Consider the following 17,745-nt stretch of genomic DNA (forward strand, 5'->3'; position numbering starts at 1 on the left):
TAATGGGTGGTGGGAACAGGTTGATCTCGAGTCTGACGCTTAGCTGCCCTGATAAAGCTTGTTCAGTGAAGCGATCTCCCCGCTTTTCGTCGCGCGAGCCAGTTCCTGACGCACTTCGGCACGGCTTTTCGCCGCAGTTTGCGTCGGCGTCCATTGGTGCGTTTGCTGCGCGTCCCCATTGCTCATCGCAACCGTGGAAGGATTGGCGGAAAAAGCGGGAAGAGTGGTAGCGGAAAGGGCCAAAGTCAAAGCGATCGTGGATACTTTCATGTCGTGCTCCGTGAGAGATAAAGTAAAAAGCGTCCGTGGACCGGGGAGCGCGCCGCAGTTCCGGCAATGCCGGCAAGACTGCATCAGGAGCGCTGCCCGTGTTCCGTCGTTGAGGCATTAGAACGGCGGCGGGTATCTGGCTTGTGTCAGCAAAGCGGCGTATTGCAAGGCTGTGTATCGCGTGAACCCGCATATACACTGCGATACAAAGCCGCTGCCCGTGCAGTGAGATTCAGCGCATGACGCCATCTGGCGATCGTCCGGCTCTCTGACCTATTCGCGGATGCGCCCGTCGTTGAACTTTTTGTCTGACCGAACCGCGACGCGCTCATTGGCCGGCATTCACGTGCACCGTGGGGCCGCCACGGGCGTCGGTGCAATGTTATGTGTCAGGGGCGAGCCCGGATACATTGCGACATAAATTGCCGCTCTCCGCGCGCTATAAAGCAGACATTGCACTATCAGGAGAGTCCGCATGAACACCGATTTGCTGAAAGGAAGCTGCCACTGCGGGGCCGTCAAATTCGAAGTGAACACGCCTGTCGCGCCCGCGGCGCGCTGCAATTGCAGCTTGTGCCGGCGCAAGGGCGCGCTGATGACCCCGCCGTTCACAGCTGACCAGTTGACGATCAAGCAAGGCGAGGATGCGCTGACGCTGTACCAGTTCAACACGCGCGTGGCGAAGCATTTCTTCTGCAAGCACTGCGGTATTTATCCGTTTCATCAGACGCGCAAGGATCCGAAGCTCTGGCGCGTCAATATCGGTTGCCTGGAAGGCGTCGATCCGTATACGCTGGATGCCGGTCTTTCCGACGGCGCCAGTCTTTCCGTCGTGGAGGACGCATGAGGCGGCTGCTGGCAATCATCGCGTTTATCGCGGGCGGCATGGCTGCGGAATGGGCGCATCCGGTGCAGTGTTCAATGCTGTGTACGAGCCGGGTGCAGGTGAAACGTCAAAAGAGATGATCCATTGATGGACACGATCGACCACGTACTGATCGTCGACGACGATCGCGGAATCCGCGAACTGATCGCCGGCTACCTGGAAAAGAACGGCATGCGCGTTTCGCTTGCCGCCAACGGACGACAGATGCGCGCCGTGCTGGATCAAGGCGCGCCGGACCTGATCGTGCTCGATCTGATGATGCCCGGCGAAGACGGTCTCGTGCTGTGCCGCGAGTTGCGCGCGAGCAAGTTCCGCACGGTGCCCGTGCTGATGCTGACAGCGCGCAACGAGGAAGCGGACCGCATCCTCGGTCTGGAAATGGGCGCCGACGACTATCTGCCGAAGCCGTTTGCCGTGCGCGAGCTGCTCGCGCGCATCCGTGCCGTGCTGCGCCGCGCGCGCATGCTGCCGCCCGGCATGCAGGTGACGGAGACTGCGCAAATGCTGGAATTCGGCGACTGGCGGCTCGACACCACGGCGCGTCATCTGCTCGACTCCGAGGGCACGATGGTCGCGCTAAGCGGCGCCGAATACCGTCTGCTGCGCGTGTTCCTGGATAATCCACAGCGCGTGTTGACGCGCGACCAGCTGCTCAATCTGACGCAAGGCCGTCAGGCGGATCAGTTCGACCGCTCGATCGACCTGATGGTGAGCCGTCTGCGTCAGCGCCTGCGCGACGTCGCGCGCGAACCGCGTTACATCAAGACGCTGCGCAGCGAGGGCTATGTGTTCTCGGCGTCCGTCAGCGCGATCGAGGATCAGCAATGAGCCTTATTTCGTCGCTGCACTGGCCGCGCACGCTCTTCGCAAGGTTGACGGTGATCCTGTTCTTCGGGCTCGCCTCTGCGCAGGCGTTGTCGTTCTGGCTCACCATGACCGAACGCGACCAGACCATGACGAACGTGATGATGGGCTACATCGAGCGTGAGGTCGCGAGTTCTGTCGCGCTGCTCGACCATCTGCCCGCCAACGAACGTGCGCAGTGGCTGCCGCGTCTCGCGCGGCGCAGCTATGAATTCATGCTCGGGCCGGGCGTGAGCGGTGGACCGGTGGACGCGAATCTGTCCGCGCGTGTCGCACGGTCTATCGACGAGGGCATAGGCACGAATTATCCACTCACGGTGAATGCGGTCCCGGGCGACCGCGAACGGCTGCAGGTTCACTTGAAGCTCACCGACGGCACGCCGCTCACCATCGACATGCGCCCTATGTCCGGCGCGCCGTTATCGCGCTGGCTGCCACTCGTGCTGCTGCTGCAACTCGTCGTGCTGCTTGGCTGCTGCTGGCTGGCGGTGCGCACGGCCACGCGCCCGCTGCACGATCTGGCGGTCGCCGCCGACGCGCTCGGGCCGGATCTCAAGGCTGCGCGTCTGAGCGAAAGCGGGCCGTCCGAGGTCGCGCGCGCGGCGCGTGCATTCAATGCGATGCAGGAACGCATTGCGATGTACGTCACCGAGCGCATGCAAATTCTCGCGGCCATTTCGCACGACCTGCAAACACCGATCACGCGCATGCGTTTGCGCGTCGACATGATGGACGCCGAATCTGAAGGCATCAAACTGCGCCAGGATTTGCAGGAAATGGAAGCGCTCGTGAAAGAGGGCGTCACCTATGCACGCACCTTGCACGGCGCAACGGAATTGCCGTGCCGTATCGACCCGGATGCGTTGTTCGACAGTCTGGTTTGCGATTATGTCGACGCCGGTCAGGCGGTGTCGTTGCAGGGCCGCTTCGGCATGCCGCTCATGACGCGCCCGCAGGCGCTGCGGCGTATCGTCGGCAATCTGGTGGATAACGCTCTGAAGTTCGGTGGCAGCGCGGAGATCGACGTGGCGATGTTGCCTGGTGGACAGGCGAGCGTCGCCGTGCTCGACCGCGGCCCCGGCATTCCGGCCGATTCGCTTGAAGATGTATTCCAGCCGTTCTACCGGCTCGAAGCGTCGCGTAACCGTCAGACGGGCGGAACGGGGCTTGGTCTCGCAATCGCGCGGCAACTGGCGCTCGCCATGGATGCAACCCTTGAACTCCACAATCGCGCTGGCGGTGGGTTGGAAGCGAGGCTCACGTTGCGCAACCTGGTCATGGCGTCGCCTGCCGCGGTGGCGTAGAGCGGTCACGGCAGCGTTCGTTGCAATGCATATCACGATTGATCGTTTGGCCGCGGCGGCGTGCATTGCTAGCATCGTCGACTTCTCCATGAAGCGCCGCTGCCGCAATGACCCCAAGCAAAACGTCGCCCGATCTGCCGCCATCGCGTAGCCGCCGCCGGCTGCTGGGCCGTCTCGCCGCGGGCGGCCTGGTTGCGTCGCAAGCTGCGGCCGCAGGCGAGCTGCTGCGGCCGCTCGAAGTCGCACCGTCTAGCCGCACGCCCGGTGCGCCCGTACTCGATCATCCCTATGGTGTGCCGTCGCCGCGCGAGGCGGATGTGGTGCGCCGCAGCGCGCGCGCATGGCCGCTGCCCGGCGCGGCCTCGTCGATGACGCCGCTCGCCGATCTTTTCGGCACCATTACGCCCAACGGACTCGTCTACGAACGTCATCATGGTGGCGTGCCCGACATCGATTCCGATCAGCACCGCCTCGCGATTCATGGCCTCGTGCGCACGCCGAAACTGTTCACAATGGACGATCTGCTGCGCCTGCCCGCGGAGTCGCGAATCCACTTTCTCGAATGTTCGGGCAACACCGGCAGCGAGTGGAACGGTCCGAGCGGTCTGCCCGTGCAACTGACTCACGGCCTGTTGTCGTGTTGCGAATGGACGGGCGTGCGTCTTTCCACGTTGCTGGAAGAGGTAGGAGGATTGTCGACACAAGGCAAGGCCAACGACGGCCCATGGCTGCTCGCTGAAGGCGCGGACGCCGCCGCCATGACGCGCAGCCTGCCGCTCCATCGCATACTCGATCGCGCGCTCGTGGTCTACGCGCAGAACGGCGAGCGCTTGCGGCCCGAGAACGGCTATCCGCTGCGGCTGATCGTCCCCGGATTCGAGGGCAATACCAACGTCAAATGGCTGCGGCGGCTGAAAGTGGTCGACGCGCCGCTGCAAACGCGCGAGGAAACGTCGAAATACACGAATCTGCTGGCGGACGGCAGCGCGCGCCAGTTCGTGTTCGAAATGGACGCGAAGTCCGTTATTACCCGGCCGTCGCCGGGGCATCGCCTCACCACGCATGGTTTTTACCCGATCAGCGGCATTGCGTGGTCGGGGCGCGGCGCCATTCGCAAGGTCGAAGTGTCGACCGATGGCGGCGCGTCCTGGCGGCTTGCGCGTCTGGACAGCGCCGCTCGCGATCGCGCGCTGACGCGCTTCGAGGCGGATTGGCGCTGGGACGGCGCGCCGTCCGCGATCGTTTCTCGTGCCACAGATTCCACGGGCTACGTGCAGCCCACGCGCGCGGAACTGGTCGCCGCGCGAGGCCTGAATTCGCAGTACCACTACAACGCGATCCAGCAATGGCGCGTCGATGCCAACGGCGAGGTGCGCAATGCGTGAGCGCCGTTCAATCGGTCGTTCCGTACGTTCAGCGTGCGCCGCGCTGGTGTCGATCACGGCGCTCGTTGCGTGTTCAACGGTTGCCCCCGATGCTCGCAATGTAAGCGCGCCGCACGACATCGGCGCGCCCCTCACAGAGCAGGCTATCGCCGCCTGGAACATCGACGTGGCGCCCGACGGCCGCGGCCTGCCCGCGGGCAGCGGCGATGTTGCGACCGGCGCGCACGTGTTCGCCGCGAAATGTGCGGCGTGCCACGGTGCGCAGGGCGAAGGCGGCCTCGGCGACCCGCTGGTGGGCGGCCAGGGCACGTTGTCGAGCGCAAAGCCCAAGCGCACCGTAGGCAGCTACTGGCCCTATGCAACGACACTCTTCGACTATATCCGCCGCGCGATGCCCTACAACGCGCCCGAATCCCTTTCCGCCGACGAGGTCTATGCGCTCAGCGCATTCCTGCTGAACCGCAACGGCATCGTTCCCGCCGATACGCGGCTGGACGCAGCGTCGCTGCCGCGTGTCGCAATGCCCAATCGCGACGGTTTCGTGCCCGATCCGCGTCCCGGACGACTGTGACGCACCGCGCAAACAAAGGCTCTTGCGCGGCTCTCGCGCGTTGAAACATCGGGTTTATCACTCCAGCAGATATCCGTATCGGATTTGCTTCGTTGTCCTCGCGCGTGTGCGCCGGTACATTCATCTGACTGCGCCGGTACGGCGTTCCGCGAACAGATACGACGAAGAGTTTCCCGTGACGACAGCCTTTGCTCCCACCGCCGCGCACGACGCCGGCGGCGCCATCGCCGATCAGCACATCGAGATTCGCGCTTTCGACGGCCCCGTCGGAGCCGAAGTGCTCGGGCTCGATCTCAGCAAGCCGCTCAGCCCGCAGAACTTCGCGCGCATTCACCGCGCGCATCTCGACCATCATGTGCTGGTGTTCCGCGATCAGCGCATCTCACCGGACGAGCAGATTGCATTTAGCCGCCGCTTTGGTCCGTTGCAGATTCACGTGCTGCACCAGTTCCAGTTGCCTGGCTATCCGGAAGTACTGGTGGTGTCGAACATCGTCGAAAAAGGGCAGCCAATCGGCCTTGGCGACGCCGGTCACTACTGGCATTCGGACCTGTCGTATAAGGAAAAACCGAGCCTCGGCTCGCTGTTGCACGCGCAGGAATTGCCGGTCGAAGGCGGCGACACGCTGTTCGCCAACATGCACCTTGCGTGGGACACATTGCCCGCGCATCTGCGCAGCGCGGTGGAAGGCCGGTCCGCCGAGCACACCTATCTCGCGAAATACGCCGAGTTGCAAAAACGCAGCCCGTGGCGGCCGAATCTCTCTGCGGAGCAGATTGCGCAGGTAAAGCCGGTGGTCCATCCGATCGTGCGAACGCACCCTGAGACCGGGCGCAGGGCGCTGTTCGTGAGCGAGCATTTCACGACGCGCGTGATTGGTTTGCCGGAAGACGAGAGCAGGCAATTACTCGACGAAATCTTCGCGCATAGCGTGCGTGCCGAGCATGTGTACCGGCACCGCTGGGCCGAGCACGACATGGTGTTCTGGGACAACCGCTCGTTGATGCACCTCGCGGCGGGCACGCCTGACAATCTGCGCCGCAAGCTTTATCGCACGACGATTGAAGGCGATGTGCCGTTCTGATTGCACCCGGCGCGCCGAGCGCAGCGCTATAGCCGACAACTCAAACAATTCACACCTCTCGCCGACCGGAGTTCCGATGTTTGCCAGGTTTCATTCGACCGCCGTGCGGTCGTTGCTTGCCCGACGTTTCGCTGCCACGTTGATCGCCGTCTCTGTCGGCGCGGCCGGCATGAGCGCAGCCGCGCCTGCGCGAGCCGAAGGGCAGATCCGTATCGCCGAGCAATTCGGCATTGTCTATCTGCTGCTGAACGTTGCGCGCGATCAGCAGTTCGTCGAGAAGGAAGGCCGCAAGCAAGGTCTCGATATCAAAGTGGACTGGGTGCAACTCTCTGGCGGGGCAGCCGTCAACGACGCATTGCTGTCGGGCGCGGTGGACATTGCAGGCGCCGGTGTGGGCCCGCTGCTGACCATCTGGGACCGCACGCACGGCAAGCAGAATGTGAAGGGCGTGGCTTCGCTCGGCAATCTGCCGTACTACCTGGTGAGTAACAATCCGGACGTCAGGAGCATCGCCGATTTCAGCGCAAAAGACCGCATCGCCGTTCCCGCAGTGAATGTGTCGGTGCAGTCCCGCGTGTTGCAATATGCCGCGGCGAAGCGGTGGGGCGACAAGGAATACAACCGCCTCGACAAATACACGCAGGCACTGCCGCATCCCGACGCGGCGGCGGCGATCATTGCGGGCGGCACTGAAATCAGCGGGCATTTCGGCAATCCGCCGTTTCAGGATCAGGAACTCGCAGCGAACCCGAAGGCGCATATCGTGCTGAATTCGTACGATGTGCTCGGCGGGCCGAGTTCGGCAACGGTGCTCTACGCGACGGAAAAATTCCGCGACGGCAATCCAAAGACTTACCGCGCGTTTGTCGATGCACTGGCCGACGCGTCGAAGTTCATCGCTGCGAATCCGGAAGCTGCGGCCGACATTTATGTGCGCACGAACAAATCGAAAATCGACCGTGCGCTGCTGCTGAAAATCATCAGAAATCCGCAGGTGGAGTTCAAGATCGCGCCGCAAAATACATTGGGGCTCGCGCAATTCATGTATCGCGTCGGTGCGATCAAAAACGAACCGAAGTCGTGGAAAGACTATTTCTTCGACGACCCCGCAACGGCCGCCGGCAGTTGAGCATGACACGCCGCGTTTTTAACATCGACGGAATGCAGCGAGTGCCTGACGGTTCCGCGCAATCCACATCTTGGGAGCGATCCGATGGTGGCTAATCCTACGCTTCTCTTTCCACACAACACCGAGCGCACGGCGCGCAGCGGGCCAGCCGTCAGCGAAAAGCTGCTCGCGGTGGAGAACGTCAGCCTGGAATACCGGACGCGCGAGCGCATCGTCCGCGCGACGCACGACGTCAGCTTCGACGTCTTCGGCGGTGACCGCTTCGTGCTGCTCGGACCGTCCGGTTGCGGCAAGTCGACGCTGCTCAAGGCGGTGGGCGGCTTCATCGAGCCGGCGTCGGGCACCATTTCGCTCGACGGTCAGATCGTGCGCGGCCCAGGCGCCGACCGCATTGTCGTGTTCCAGGAGTTCGACCAGTTGCCGCCGTGGAAGACAGTGCTGCAAAACGTAGCCTTTCCGCTGCGCGTTGCGAAGAAGCTCTCGCGCGCGGAGGCCAACGAGCGTGCTCTGCATTATCTGGAGAAAGTCGGCCTCGCTGCGTTTGCGAACGCTTATCCGCATACGTTGTCGGGCGGAATGAAGCAGCGCGTGGCCATCGCGCGGGCTCTCGCCATGCAGCCGCGCGTGCTGCTGATGGACGAACCGTTCGCCGCGCTCGACGCATTGACTCGCCGCAAGATGCAGGAAGAACTGCTGCGCCTGTGGGAAGAAGTGAATTTCACGCTGCTTTTCGTCACGCATTCAATCGAAGAGGCGCTCGTGGTGGGCAACCGCATACTGTTGCTGTCGCCGCATCCAGGCCGAGTGCGTGCGGAATTGAACAGTCACCAGTATTCGCAGGACAGCTTTGGGCGCAGCGATTTTCAGCGCAGCGTCGCACGTATCCATCATCTGTTGTTCGACGAGACGGAGGCTGTGCAATGAGTTCGCCCGCTACATTACTGCCGCCGGTTCGCGAAGAATACGAGCGCCCTCTGGAACCGCTCGGCGAGCTCGTCATTGAGGCGCCGCTGCCGCTCACGAGGCGCATTTTCGCGCAGAGCTGGCTGCGCAAAACGCTCATTGCGCTAGTGCTGATCGCTGCATGGGAAATTGCGGCGCGCGTGGTCAACAACGATCTGCTGCTGCCCACGTTCGGCGCGACGTTCAGCGCATTCGTGCAGGGCGTGTGGTCCGGAGAATTGCTGCAAAAGACGGCCGTGTCGATGTCGGTACTGCTGCGCGGTTATCTGCTGGGTGCGGCGCTGGCGTTCGTGCTGACATCGCTTGCCGTGTCCACACGTGTGGGCCGCGATTTACTGTCGATGCTGACCGCGATGTTCAACCCGTTGCCTTCCGTCGCGCTGTTGCCGATTGCGTTGTTGTGGTTCGGCCTCGGCACGGGCAGCCTGTTGTTCGTGCTCGTGCACTCCGTGCTGTGGCCGCTTGCGCTCAACACGTATTCCGGCTTCCAATCGGTCCCGGCCACGCTGCGCATGACCGGACGCAACTATGGACTGACGGGAATGCGCCATGTATTGCTGATTCTCGTGCCGGCCGCATTGCCGTCAATTCTCGCGGGCTTGCGCGTGGGCTGGGCATTTGCCTGGCGCACGCTGATCGCGGCAGAACTCGTGTTCGGCGCGAGTTCGGGCAGCGGCGGACTTGGCTGGTACATCTTTCAGAACCGCAATGAGTTGTACACGGACCGCGTTTTCGCTGGGCTCGCCGCGGTGATCGTGATCGGACTGCTGGTCGAGCACCTGGTGTTCGATACGCTGGAGCGGGTTACGGTGCGGCGCTGGGGGGTGCAGCAGTAGGTTTGGTAACTGCGGCCGCTGGGCGAACGGCACACATGCCGCCATGCGCTTCGCTGCACAAGCGATCCGGACACCAGCGCAGCGGCGCAGTAAAGTACTGACGCAACCGCGCCATCACCCACGCGAACGTGCCGCACCCACCGACAACGGCCGGTCCCTTTCTTCGTCCTTCACTTCGTTGCGTCCTGCGAGTTCGGCCGTCGCTTCCGCGCCAAACAGAAACACCGCTGCGGAGAAGTAGAGCCACATCATCAACACCGCAAGCGAGCCTGCTGCGCCGAACGAACTGGCTGTGCCCGCATGCGTGAGGTAAAGGCCGAACAGGTGCCGGCCAACCGAGAATAGTACTGCCGCTGTCATCCCGCCAATCGCGGCGTGCATGAAGCTCACGTGCGCGTCCGACATCCATCTGAGGAGCGCGGTGAATGCGGCGCCCAGCACGATAAGTCCTATTACCGTTTGCAGGATCGCGGTGACGACGACTAATGGCGAATCGCCGAATATCGCATGGCCCGCATACGTGATCGCGGTGTCGAGCACGAGGGACACGACGAGCAGAAAGCCGAGGCCGAGCACCATGCCGACCGACACCAGCCGGGTCCGCACGAGCCAGGTGATGCTGCCCTTGCTTTTGGCGTCTTTCGCAGCTTCGAGGACGACATCGAGCGCGGTGTTCAGTGAAGTGAAAGTCGCGGATGCGCCGACGATCAGCAGCACGAGGGACACCACTGCGGCAATGCCCCCGCCGCTCGCCCGATGCGCGTGCTCGACGATGGTCTGCATCGCCTCAGCCGCGTCTTTGCCGAGAATGCCGCGCATCTGATCGAACAGACGTCCGCGTGCCGCGTCTTCACCGAAGAACCAGCCGGCGACCGCCAGCACCATGAGGAGCGTGGGCGCCAGCGAGAAAGCCGAATAAAAGCCGACGCTGGCGGCCATCATCGGGCAGCGGTCCGACATGAAACGCTTGCCTGCGTTGACGCCGACGGTGAAAGCGTTACGCAACCATCCGTGGTTTTTCGACACCGCCGCGCGGGATGAGATCCTGTTCATATACGCCTCGCCGTTGAATATGATGACGCTCCGCGGCTCCCGGTTAGCCGGCGGCTAAGCCCGCCCGGCGGGCCCGCAGCGCTGGATTGCACTGCGCATCCCTTGTGCCTGCCCGCCACGCGAGCCGCCGCGGCTGTCAGCGTCGGTATCGACACCGGCAACCGCGGCTTGCCCCTCTCGACGCTGTCCAATGTCGATTGGCGCCTCGTCGAAACCCGCGCGGCCGCCGTAGTTTTTCTTTTCCGCCGCAGCAGATCTTCTCGTTTGTCCAATGGCCGCGCAAAGCCGATAGTTCAGTCACCGAGGGCGCACTGCAAAACCCGCTTCAGCAAGCGGCAGCCGGCCAGGCAGCACGCTCTCATATCTGAATCTAAATACTTTGGAGCACAACATGAATACGTCGGAAAAAGTCGCAGTGGTGACGGGCGCATCGCAAGGCATCGGCGCCGAATTGGTCAAGGCTTTCCGTCAGCGCGGTTATCGAGTGGTCGCAACGGCGCGCGGCATTACCCCGTTCGACGACCCGAACATCGCCACGGTCGCTGGCGACATCGCCGACCCGGCCACCGCGCGGCGCGTGATCGCAGAAGGTGTCGCGCGTTTCGGCCGGATCGATACGCTCGTCAACAACGCGGGCGTCTTCCTCGCGAAGCCTTTTACCAGCTATACGGCAGAAGACTACGCATTGGTGAAAGGCGTGAACCTCGACGGCTTTTTCAACATTACTCAACTCGCCATTGCCGAAATGGAAAAGCGCCAAAGCGGGCACATCGTCACCATTACGACGAGCCTCACGGATCACGCTGTTAGCGGCGTACCTTCGGTGCTTGCCTCGTTGACGAAAGGCGGCCTCAACTCAGCGACGAAGTCGATCGCCATTGAATACGCAAAAGCGGGGATTCGCGCCAACGCGGTGTCGCCTGGCATCATCAAATCGCCGATGCATGCGGTCGAAACGCATGCAGCGCTTGGTGCGCTGCACCCGGTCGGCCACATGGGCGAAATGGACGACATCGTGCAGGCTGTGCTGTATCTCGACGCGGCGCCGTTCGTGACGGGCGAAATCCTGCACGTGGACGGCGGCCAGAGCGCCGGTCACTAAACCCATCGAAAATAACCGGGCGCCGATTGGCGGCGCCCGCTTTGCCATGGAGGACGACATGCCTATCGTCACGATTCAGGTTACGCGCGAGGGAACGAAGCCTGGCGCATCATCGGTCACCGCCGACGAAAAAGCGCGCTTGATCAGCGGTGTCAGCCACGTGTTGCTCGACGTGCTGAACAAGCCGCTCGAAGCCACGTTCGTCGTGATCGAAGAAGTGGACATGGAAAACTGGGGTTGGGGCGGCTTGCCGGTTCAGGAATACCGCAAGCAGAAAGCGCTGAAAAGCGGCGAGAGCGGCAAGACCGATTGAGCCGCGCGGCTACCGCGCGCTGGCTTCCGCAAGAAGCCACTCCTTGAATGCGACCACTGCGGGCTCGTTGCCGTTGTCTTTCCGGTGGACCACGTAGTAGGCGAGTTCGCAAGTCTGCGCCTCCGCAAAGGGCCGGACGAGACGGCCCTCCGCGATGTCGCGTTCCACCAGACAGGTCCTGCCGAGTGCCACGCCATTGCCTGAGATTGCGGTGTGGATCGCTGCGGCGGAGTCGTTGATTTGCAGTCCGCGATCGCAGTCGACAACGCCCGCGTTACCCGTCTTTTGCACCCAGGAACGCCAGGTGGGGAAGGTGGGGGCCATGCGCATCGAGATGTCGTGTATCAACGGGTGGTAATTCAGATCGGCGGGTGTCTTGAGCGGATGTTCGCCCGCGAGTAGCGCGGGGCTGCACACCGGGAAGAACTCGTCGCGCATCAGGAACGTTGCGGTAAGCTCCGGCCACTGGCCCGTGCCGTAGCGAATGCCGGCATCCACTCTGTCGGCGGTGAAGTCGACGAGTTTAAGCGACAGGTCGATCCGCAGATCGTAGCGCGGATAGTTGCGCTGAAATCGTTCCACGCGATGCAAGAACCACTTGTCGGCGAGAGCGGGCGGCACGGTGACTGTCACCGTGATGCGCTCCTTGCTGGCCTTCAGACGCTCGACAGCCGTCGCGAGCAATTCAAAACCCGCTTGCAGTTCGGGCATGGCCGCGCGGGCCGCGTCGGTCAGCATGAGCCGCGACGCGCCCGACGTCGAGCGATGAAATAACTCGATCTCCAACGTTTCCTCCAGCCCGCGAACCATCTGGCCGATCGCGGCGGGAGTCACGTGCAGTTCTTCCGCAGCGGCGACATAACTCAGATGCCGGCCGACCGCCTCGAAAGCGCGCAGTGCATTCAGATGATTGGGTGCTCGCATGGACCGTCGCCAAGCCTGCTTAATTAGATTGACGCATGCTCGCAGGCGGACCCGGCGTCGTCAATACCGGAATGCGGCGGCGCCGCATGACGTCAACCCGGTTGCGCCAGCAACTCGCGAATCTTTGCCTCCGTCTGTGCATAATCGCCTTCGCCGAAGTGGCTGTAGACGACGTGGCCTGTCTTGTCGAACAGATACAGCGCGGGCCAGTACTGGTTATTGAAGGCGTTCCACGTCGCGTACTGGTTGTCGAGCGCCACCGGATATTGAATGTCGAACTTCTTGAGTGCCGCGCTGACGTGCCCGGCGTCGCGTTCGAACGGGTATTCCGGAGTGTGAACGCCGATCACTTCCAGTCCCTGATTGCCGTATTGCTTGTACCAGCCCTTCACGTACGGCAGCGTGTTGACGCAGTTGATACATGAATACGTCCAGAAGTCGACTAGCACGACCTTGCCGCGCAGTTGCGGCAGTGTGAGCGGCGGGCTGTTGAGCCACTTGTCGATGCCGGTTATCTGAGGCGCGGCCGGCGCATTGCGTTCGGCCGCGGTAATCGCGCTGCCGCGCGTTGCAAGCAGACTGGCAAGCAGCGCAAGCGCGATAAATGAGCCGACAGTGGCGATCGTTTTGAGTCGGGCGTGCATGATCGAATGTCCTTTTAGAAGACGCGGGTTGCGCGCAAGGGTTGATCGGTAGACATGACGTCATTGGGCGCCGCCGACGTATCTGGCATGTGTCGCTGCCTGAGCTCGTGCGCAATGTTTTGTGTCAGCACAGCCGCCCGATACGCTGAGATACAAAGTCATGCCCGTCCCGCGAGGCTCAACGACTTTTGTGTCGCACTGTATCCAGGCAGCCGCCGATACATGAGCTTGCACTTCGCCGCGTGCACCGACACAAGCCCGATACGTGCCGGTAGTTCAATGCATGTAAGCGTTCCGCCCTGGTCTACTGACCTGGCCGACGAACTCATTGAACGAAAGGACATCGTTATGCTGCTCATACTTCTCGCCTTTGCCGGCGGCATGCTCACCATTCTCAGTCCGTGCATTCTCCCGGTCGTGCCCCTCGTGTTTGCGCGCGTCGATCAGTCGTTCGTCCGGCACGGGTTGCCGCTGCTGGCCGGCATGGCGCTGACCTTCGCGGCCGTCGCGAGTCTCGCCGTGGCCGGCGGCACCTGGGTCGCACACGTCAACGAATACGGCCGGTGGATCGCGCTCGCGTTCTTTGGCGTATTCGGCGCTGCGCTGCTGTTCCCGACGCTGGCCGAGCGGCTCACGCATCCGCTCGTCAGTGCCGGCAATCGTCTCGACAGCGCGCTGCGCCGCGACGGCGGCGAACCGCGCGTGGTGTCGTCGGTGCTGCTTGGCGTCGCGACCGGGCTGCTGTGGGCTCCGTGCGCAGGCCCGATTCTCGGTCTCGTGATGACCGGCGTGATCCTGCATCGACCAGGCGGAGCGAGTGTCTTGCCGTTGCTCGCGTTCGCAGCGGGTGCGGCGACTTCGCTTGCCATCGTCCTCGCAATTGGCGGGCGGCTGCTCGCCACGCTCAAGCGCTCGTACGGAGCGAGCGAGCGCGTGCGCCAGGTGCTCGGCGTGGCAGTGCTCGTTTCCGCTGGGGCGATTGCGCTCGGTGTCGATACGCGTGCGTTGACCTATCTGCCTTCGTTGAATACCACCGGCATCGAAGGAAAACTGGTTCAGCGCTGGTCGCCGAGGGCGAATGCGCAGCGCCCGGACCCCGGCGGGTTGCTGAAGGTCAGCGCGAGCGCTGAGGGCAGCGAAGTATCTAATCCAATGCGTGCTGCAGCGCCGCTTGCGCTGCCCGTGGAAGGCGCAATGCCGTCGCTGTCGGGCGCGGTCGGCTGGCTGAATTCGCCACCGGTGAAAACGGCCGATCTGCGTGGCAAAGTGGTGATCGTCAATTTCTGGACGTATTCGTGCATCAACTGTCTGCGTACATTGCCGTATCTGAAGACGTGGTCGAGCCGTTATCGCGATCACGGGCTCGTCGTCATCGGTGTGCACGCACCGGAATTCGCGTTTGAACACAACATTGCAAACGTGAAGCGAGCCGCGGCGGATCTCGGTGTCGATTATCCGATCGCGATCGATAACAAGCTCGCCGTGTGGCAGGCGTTCGACAATCAGTATTGGCCGGCCTTTTATATCGTCGATGCGCACGGCGACATTCGCTATCACCATTTCGGAGAGGGCGGGTACGAGCAATCTGAAGAAGTCATCCGTCAATTGCTGGCGGACGCGGGGCATACGAAGCTGCCGGCACCGGCGGGTGCGGCGAAGGCGACGGGAATTGAAGCTGCCGCCGACCCGCGGGATTTGCGCTCGGGAGAGACCTACGTCGGCTATCGGCAGGCGGAAGGTTTTGCGTCGCCGGAAACGCTCGCGCCGGACGTGCTTCGCACATACACCTCGCCCGCCCGACTGCCGTCCGGAAGCTGGAGCCTCGACGGCGAGTGGAATGTCGGCGGCGAGCGCGCGCAGTTGGCCAAAAGCGGTGGAAAGATCGCCTACCGGTTCCACGCGCGCGACCTGCATCTTGTGCTGGGGCCGATGGCGGACGGCAAGCCGGTGAGGTTCAAAGTCACGATCGACGGGAAGCCGCCGGGCGCTTCGCATGGCGCGGACACGGACGCGAACGGCGTCGGCGTTGTCGATGAAGAGCGGCTTTATCAGCTCGTGCGGCAAAGCGGGCCGGTTCAGGACCGAACGTTCGAGATCCAGTTTCTCGATTCAGGGGTGAGCGCGTACGCATTTACATTCGGCTAGCACAACCGGAGTTCGGCTGCGGAGCCGGCCGGGACAGGCAAGTGCGGCACGGTGTCCGTGCCTGCCTGCCTGCCTGCCTGCGCGGCGCGACGCAGGAGAGCGACGCGACGACCTTCCTGCAAGCGCGCCGTGGAATGCGACTTGCTGCGCTGCGATAGTTTTTTATTGCAAATCGTGACACATGTCCCAGACAACGAGTAGCTGCCAGAGATGGAGCGCCCGCCAGGTGCGGGTATTGCACGAGGTGCCGCGCGTCCTCGTGGTCGACGACAACGCGGGCGCTGCGGAAGCGCTCGCTACCTATCTTTCGTACGAGGGTGTAGAAGCGCGTGCGGCAATTGGTTGTAACGAGGCGCTGCGCTGCGTGAAAGACTGGGTGCCCGACGTGGTGGTGCTCGACATCATGATGCCGGAGCGCGACGGCTATGAAACGGCCAGCGCGCTGCGCACCTATCTGCCCACGCCGAGTCTTGGCATTGTCGCGTTTACCTCGCTCGACGAAGACCATGTGCGGGAAACCGGGCGTGGCCGTCACAATTTCGACGGCTACTGCCAGAAGGGCACCGCGCCGACCGCTTTGCTTGCGCTGATGCGCAATCTCTGGCGCGAGACAAACTGATCGTCTTTGGCGGCGGCCGTGGCGGTTTCTGGCGACGCGCGACCGGGAAAAAGGAGAGCGCTGTCCATGCAGTTCGTGCGGCCCGGCTCACGCCCGAGCCGCACGGCTTTCGTCAGCCCTTGACGTGGCTGCTCGAGAGCCAGCCGCCGCTCACGCCGATCTGCGCGATCTGCTTTGCCACCGCATCGGCCAGCCGCGTTGCGTCGGCGGACACTCCAGCGCGCTTCGTTTCGGAGGCCGCGTGCAAACCGCCGCCCACGGCCGCCGACGTCACGATACCTCCCGCCGCCGCGCCCACGCCTGCAGTCTCGGCCATGCCCGGCGTCTTGCCGCTGTCGGCGCTTGCGTCGAAGGTTTGCACCAGCTGCGGCGCGCCGCCTGCGGGCTTATAGAAGATCTGCACCGAACTGCTCACCTCGCTCTTGCCGGCTCCGAGACCGATCAGTGTCCGACGGCGGCGGTTTCCCGCGTCGATCTTATCGAAGCTGCCTTGCACCATCAGCACGTTCTGATCGGCGGGCGCGGGTATGTCGGAGCGGATCGCGCGCAGGCCCATCGACTGCAACTGGTGCACGATTTCGTTCGCGACCTGCTCGCGGACTTCGGTTGCGTCGTTGGATTGCTCTTGTGCTGCCGATGAACCGCCGATATGCGTCTTCAGTTTCTGCAGCATGCCGCCGTCGAGCTTCACCTGGTCGGCTTGCGTATCGAACGTGTAGACGTAGATGTTGTCCGGACGCACGGTCGGCTGCGCCGTAGCCGCGCTCGGATTGCTGACGCTGCCGCCCGCGCAGCCGGTCAGCAACGCGCTGACGCTGACAAGTGCGACGCAGGCAACACGGGCCGTGTTCTTTTTGATGAGCTTGATTGAATTGAGCATGGTTGTCTCGTTGTCGGCACGTGGTGCCGTAGTGTTCGAACGTATCTTCCGATGACCGGCAACCGGGGGATCGTGATCATCGGCGACAGGTATCGCACGTAAAGCACTCTTGATCGCTTGCGTTCTGTTTCGTACGCACCGGCAGCGAAACGAAGTATGGGGGAGGCGCTTGTCCAACTCCATCGAACAATTATTTCGCGCAATGTCACGCGCAGAGCGGGCGTTTTTGCATGGGTTTAATGCACCGTGGACAGCTGAGAAGCGTCGCGCGGCCATGGCCGGCGCAACGTGCAGAAGGGTTTAGTTCAACGCAAGCGTCACGATGCAGCAGAGCACGAACACAAGCAAAGCCGCGGCAACGGCCACATCGACTGGATAACGCATGCTTCACTCGCACGGGCGTTTAGACAGCCTTTATCGTAATCACCTGACGGAAGAGGAAAAAGCGGCCAGTGAGCGGCAATGTGTGAGAACTAACGCTGCGCGACGAACGTCGGCGGCGGCCTGTTCGCCGCAGCGCTTCCAGTGGGAATAGCGTTACTGCGGTTTCGCAGCATCGGGTCATGAGTCCTGTTGAGCACGTCGTGATACACGGCGACGATGTCGCCCGGGCGTCCGGTCAATGCGTACAGTCGGCGCAACTGTTCGAGGTCGTTGATCACGGCAAGACCCACTGGCTCCTCCACGCTTACGAAGTCTTGCGCCCAGCCTTTTGCCAGGCGAGCTATTCGCGTCGGGTGGCGTGCGGGAATGGCGCATGCGCTGGCGCAATA

General features: G+C 62.8%; 19 protein-coding genes. 13 read left to right on the top strand and 6 right to left on the bottom strand.

Annotation, left to right across the window (positions count from 1 at the left end; genetic code table 11):
* Window positions 1-39: 39 nt before the first annotated feature.
* Entirely contained in the window at window positions 40-270 is a 231-nt protein-coding gene (locus BCA01S_RS14300) for a DUF4148 domain-containing protein (protein ID WP_027777480.1), read from the bottom strand.
* Between the two features lie 475 nt (window positions 271-745).
* Between BCA01S_RS14300 and BCA01S_RS14305 the strand changes: the two genes are divergently transcribed.
* From BCA01S_RS14305 to BCA01S_RS14350, 9 genes are all read left to right on the top strand, one after another.
* Window positions 746-1,117, top strand: coding sequence for a GFA family protein (locus BCA01S_RS14305; RefSeq protein ID WP_027777481.1), 372 nt, complete (start codon window positions 746-748; stop codon window positions 1,115-1,117).
* Window positions 1,118-1,243: 126 nt separating this feature from the next.
* Entirely contained in the window at window positions 1,244-1,984 is a 741-nt protein-coding gene (locus tag BCA01S_RS14315; RefSeq protein ID WP_020068109.1) for a response regulator, read from the top strand.
* Window positions 1,981-3,324: an ATP-binding protein gene (locus BCA01S_RS14320; protein ID WP_027777482.1), complete on the top strand. Its 1,344-nt coding sequence runs from the start codon at window positions 1,981-1,983 to the stop codon at window positions 3,322-3,324. Before BCA01S_RS14315 ends, BCA01S_RS14320 begins: the two co-directional genes overlap by 4 nt.
* A gap of 107 nt (window positions 3,325-3,431) precedes the next feature.
* Window positions 3,432-4,709: a sulfite dehydrogenase gene (gene soxC / locus BCA01S_RS14325; protein ID WP_042318642.1), complete on the top strand. Its 1,278-nt coding sequence runs from the start codon at window positions 3,432-3,434 to the stop codon at window positions 4,707-4,709.
* Window positions 4,702-5,280: a c-type cytochrome gene (locus tag BCA01S_RS14330; protein ID WP_027777484.1), complete on the top strand. Its 579-nt coding sequence runs from the start codon at window positions 4,702-4,704 to the stop codon at window positions 5,278-5,280. The genes soxC and BCA01S_RS14330 overlap by 8 nt, the downstream gene beginning before the upstream one ends.
* A gap of 175 nt (window positions 5,281-5,455) precedes the next feature.
* Complete coding sequence (locus BCA01S_RS14335) at window positions 5,456-6,364, top strand: TauD/TfdA dioxygenase family protein (RefSeq protein WP_027777485.1); 909 nt, start codon at window positions 5,456-5,458, stop codon at window positions 6,362-6,364.
* 76 nt (window positions 6,365-6,440) lie between these two features.
* Window positions 6,441-7,493, top strand: a complete 1,053-nt coding sequence (locus BCA01S_RS14340) for an ABC transporter substrate-binding protein (protein ID WP_027777486.1) — start codon at window positions 6,441-6,443, stop codon at window positions 7,491-7,493.
* An 84-nt stretch (window positions 7,494-7,577) separates the two neighbouring features.
* Complete coding sequence (locus BCA01S_RS14345; RefSeq protein ID WP_027777487.1) at window positions 7,578-8,417, top strand: ABC transporter ATP-binding protein; 840 nt, start codon at window positions 7,578-7,580, stop codon at window positions 8,415-8,417.
* Window positions 8,414-9,292, top strand: a complete 879-nt coding sequence (locus tag BCA01S_RS14350) for an ABC transporter permease (RefSeq protein ID WP_027777488.1) — start codon at window positions 8,414-8,416, stop codon at window positions 9,290-9,292. The genes BCA01S_RS14345 and BCA01S_RS14350 overlap by 4 nt, the downstream gene beginning before the upstream one ends.
* 114 nt (window positions 9,293-9,406) lie before the next feature.
* Here BCA01S_RS14350 and BCA01S_RS14355 read toward each other — a convergent pair whose 3' ends face one another.
* Window positions 9,407-10,345, bottom strand: a complete 939-nt coding sequence (locus BCA01S_RS14355; protein ID WP_027777489.1) for a YihY/virulence factor BrkB family protein — start codon at window positions 10,343-10,345, stop codon at window positions 9,407-9,409.
* A gap of 391 nt (window positions 10,346-10,736) precedes the next feature.
* Here BCA01S_RS14355 and BCA01S_RS14360 point away from each other — a divergent pair, with 391 nt between their 5' ends.
* Both BCA01S_RS14360 and BCA01S_RS14365 read left to right on the top strand, forming a co-directional pair.
* Window positions 10,737-11,447: an SDR family NAD(P)-dependent oxidoreductase gene (locus tag BCA01S_RS14360; protein ID WP_027777490.1), complete on the top strand. Its 711-nt coding sequence runs from the start codon at window positions 10,737-10,739 to the stop codon at window positions 11,445-11,447.
* Window positions 11,448-11,505: 58 nt separating this feature from the next.
* Complete coding sequence (locus BCA01S_RS14365; RefSeq protein ID WP_027777491.1) at window positions 11,506-11,760, top strand: tautomerase family protein; 255 nt, start codon at window positions 11,506-11,508, stop codon at window positions 11,758-11,760.
* A 9-nt stretch (window positions 11,761-11,769) separates the two neighbouring features.
* Here the strand turns inward: BCA01S_RS14365 and BCA01S_RS14370 are convergent, their stop codons facing one another.
* Together BCA01S_RS14370 and BCA01S_RS14375 are read right to left on the bottom strand one after the other, a co-directional pair.
* Entirely contained in the window at window positions 11,770-12,684 is a 915-nt protein-coding gene (locus tag BCA01S_RS14370) for a LysR substrate-binding domain-containing protein (RefSeq protein ID WP_027777492.1), read from the bottom strand.
* A 92-nt stretch (window positions 12,685-12,776) separates the two neighbouring features.
* The gene (locus BCA01S_RS14375) at window positions 12,777-13,328 is read right to left on the bottom strand and encodes a thioredoxin family protein (RefSeq protein WP_027777493.1); all 552 of its coding nucleotides are present in this window, start codon (window positions 13,326-13,328) and stop codon (window positions 12,777-12,779) included.
* Between the two features lie 348 nt (window positions 13,329-13,676).
* On the opposite strand from BCA01S_RS14375, the gene BCA01S_RS14380 reads away from it, so the two are divergent.
* On the top strand, window positions 13,677-15,473 hold the full coding sequence (locus BCA01S_RS14380) for a cytochrome c biogenesis protein DipZ (RefSeq protein ID WP_027777494.1): 1,797 nt from the start codon (window positions 13,677-13,679) through the stop codon (window positions 15,471-15,473).
* 226 nt (window positions 15,474-15,699) lie between these two features.
* Window positions 15,700-16,092, top strand: coding sequence for a response regulator (locus BCA01S_RS14385; RefSeq protein WP_020068123.1), 393 nt, complete (start codon window positions 15,700-15,702; stop codon window positions 16,090-16,092).
* A 112-nt stretch (window positions 16,093-16,204) separates the two neighbouring features.
* Here BCA01S_RS14385 and BCA01S_RS14390 read toward each other — a convergent pair whose 3' ends face one another.
* Window positions 16,205-16,972, bottom strand: coding sequence for a DUF4410 domain-containing protein (locus tag BCA01S_RS14390; protein WP_027777495.1), 768 nt, complete (start codon window positions 16,970-16,972; stop codon window positions 16,205-16,207).
* A gap of 473 nt (window positions 16,973-17,445) precedes the next feature.
* The gene (locus BCA01S_RS14400) at window positions 17,446-17,646 is read right to left on the bottom strand and encodes a hypothetical protein (RefSeq protein ID WP_027777496.1); all 201 of its coding nucleotides are present in this window, start codon (window positions 17,644-17,646) and stop codon (window positions 17,446-17,448) included.
* Between the last annotated feature and the right edge of the window lie 99 nt (window positions 17,647-17,745).

It is taken from the genome of Paraburkholderia caledonica NBRC 102488, from assembly GCF_000685095.1.
Taxonomy (GTDB): Bacteria; Pseudomonadota; Gammaproteobacteria; order Burkholderiales; family Burkholderiaceae; genus Paraburkholderia; species Paraburkholderia caledonica.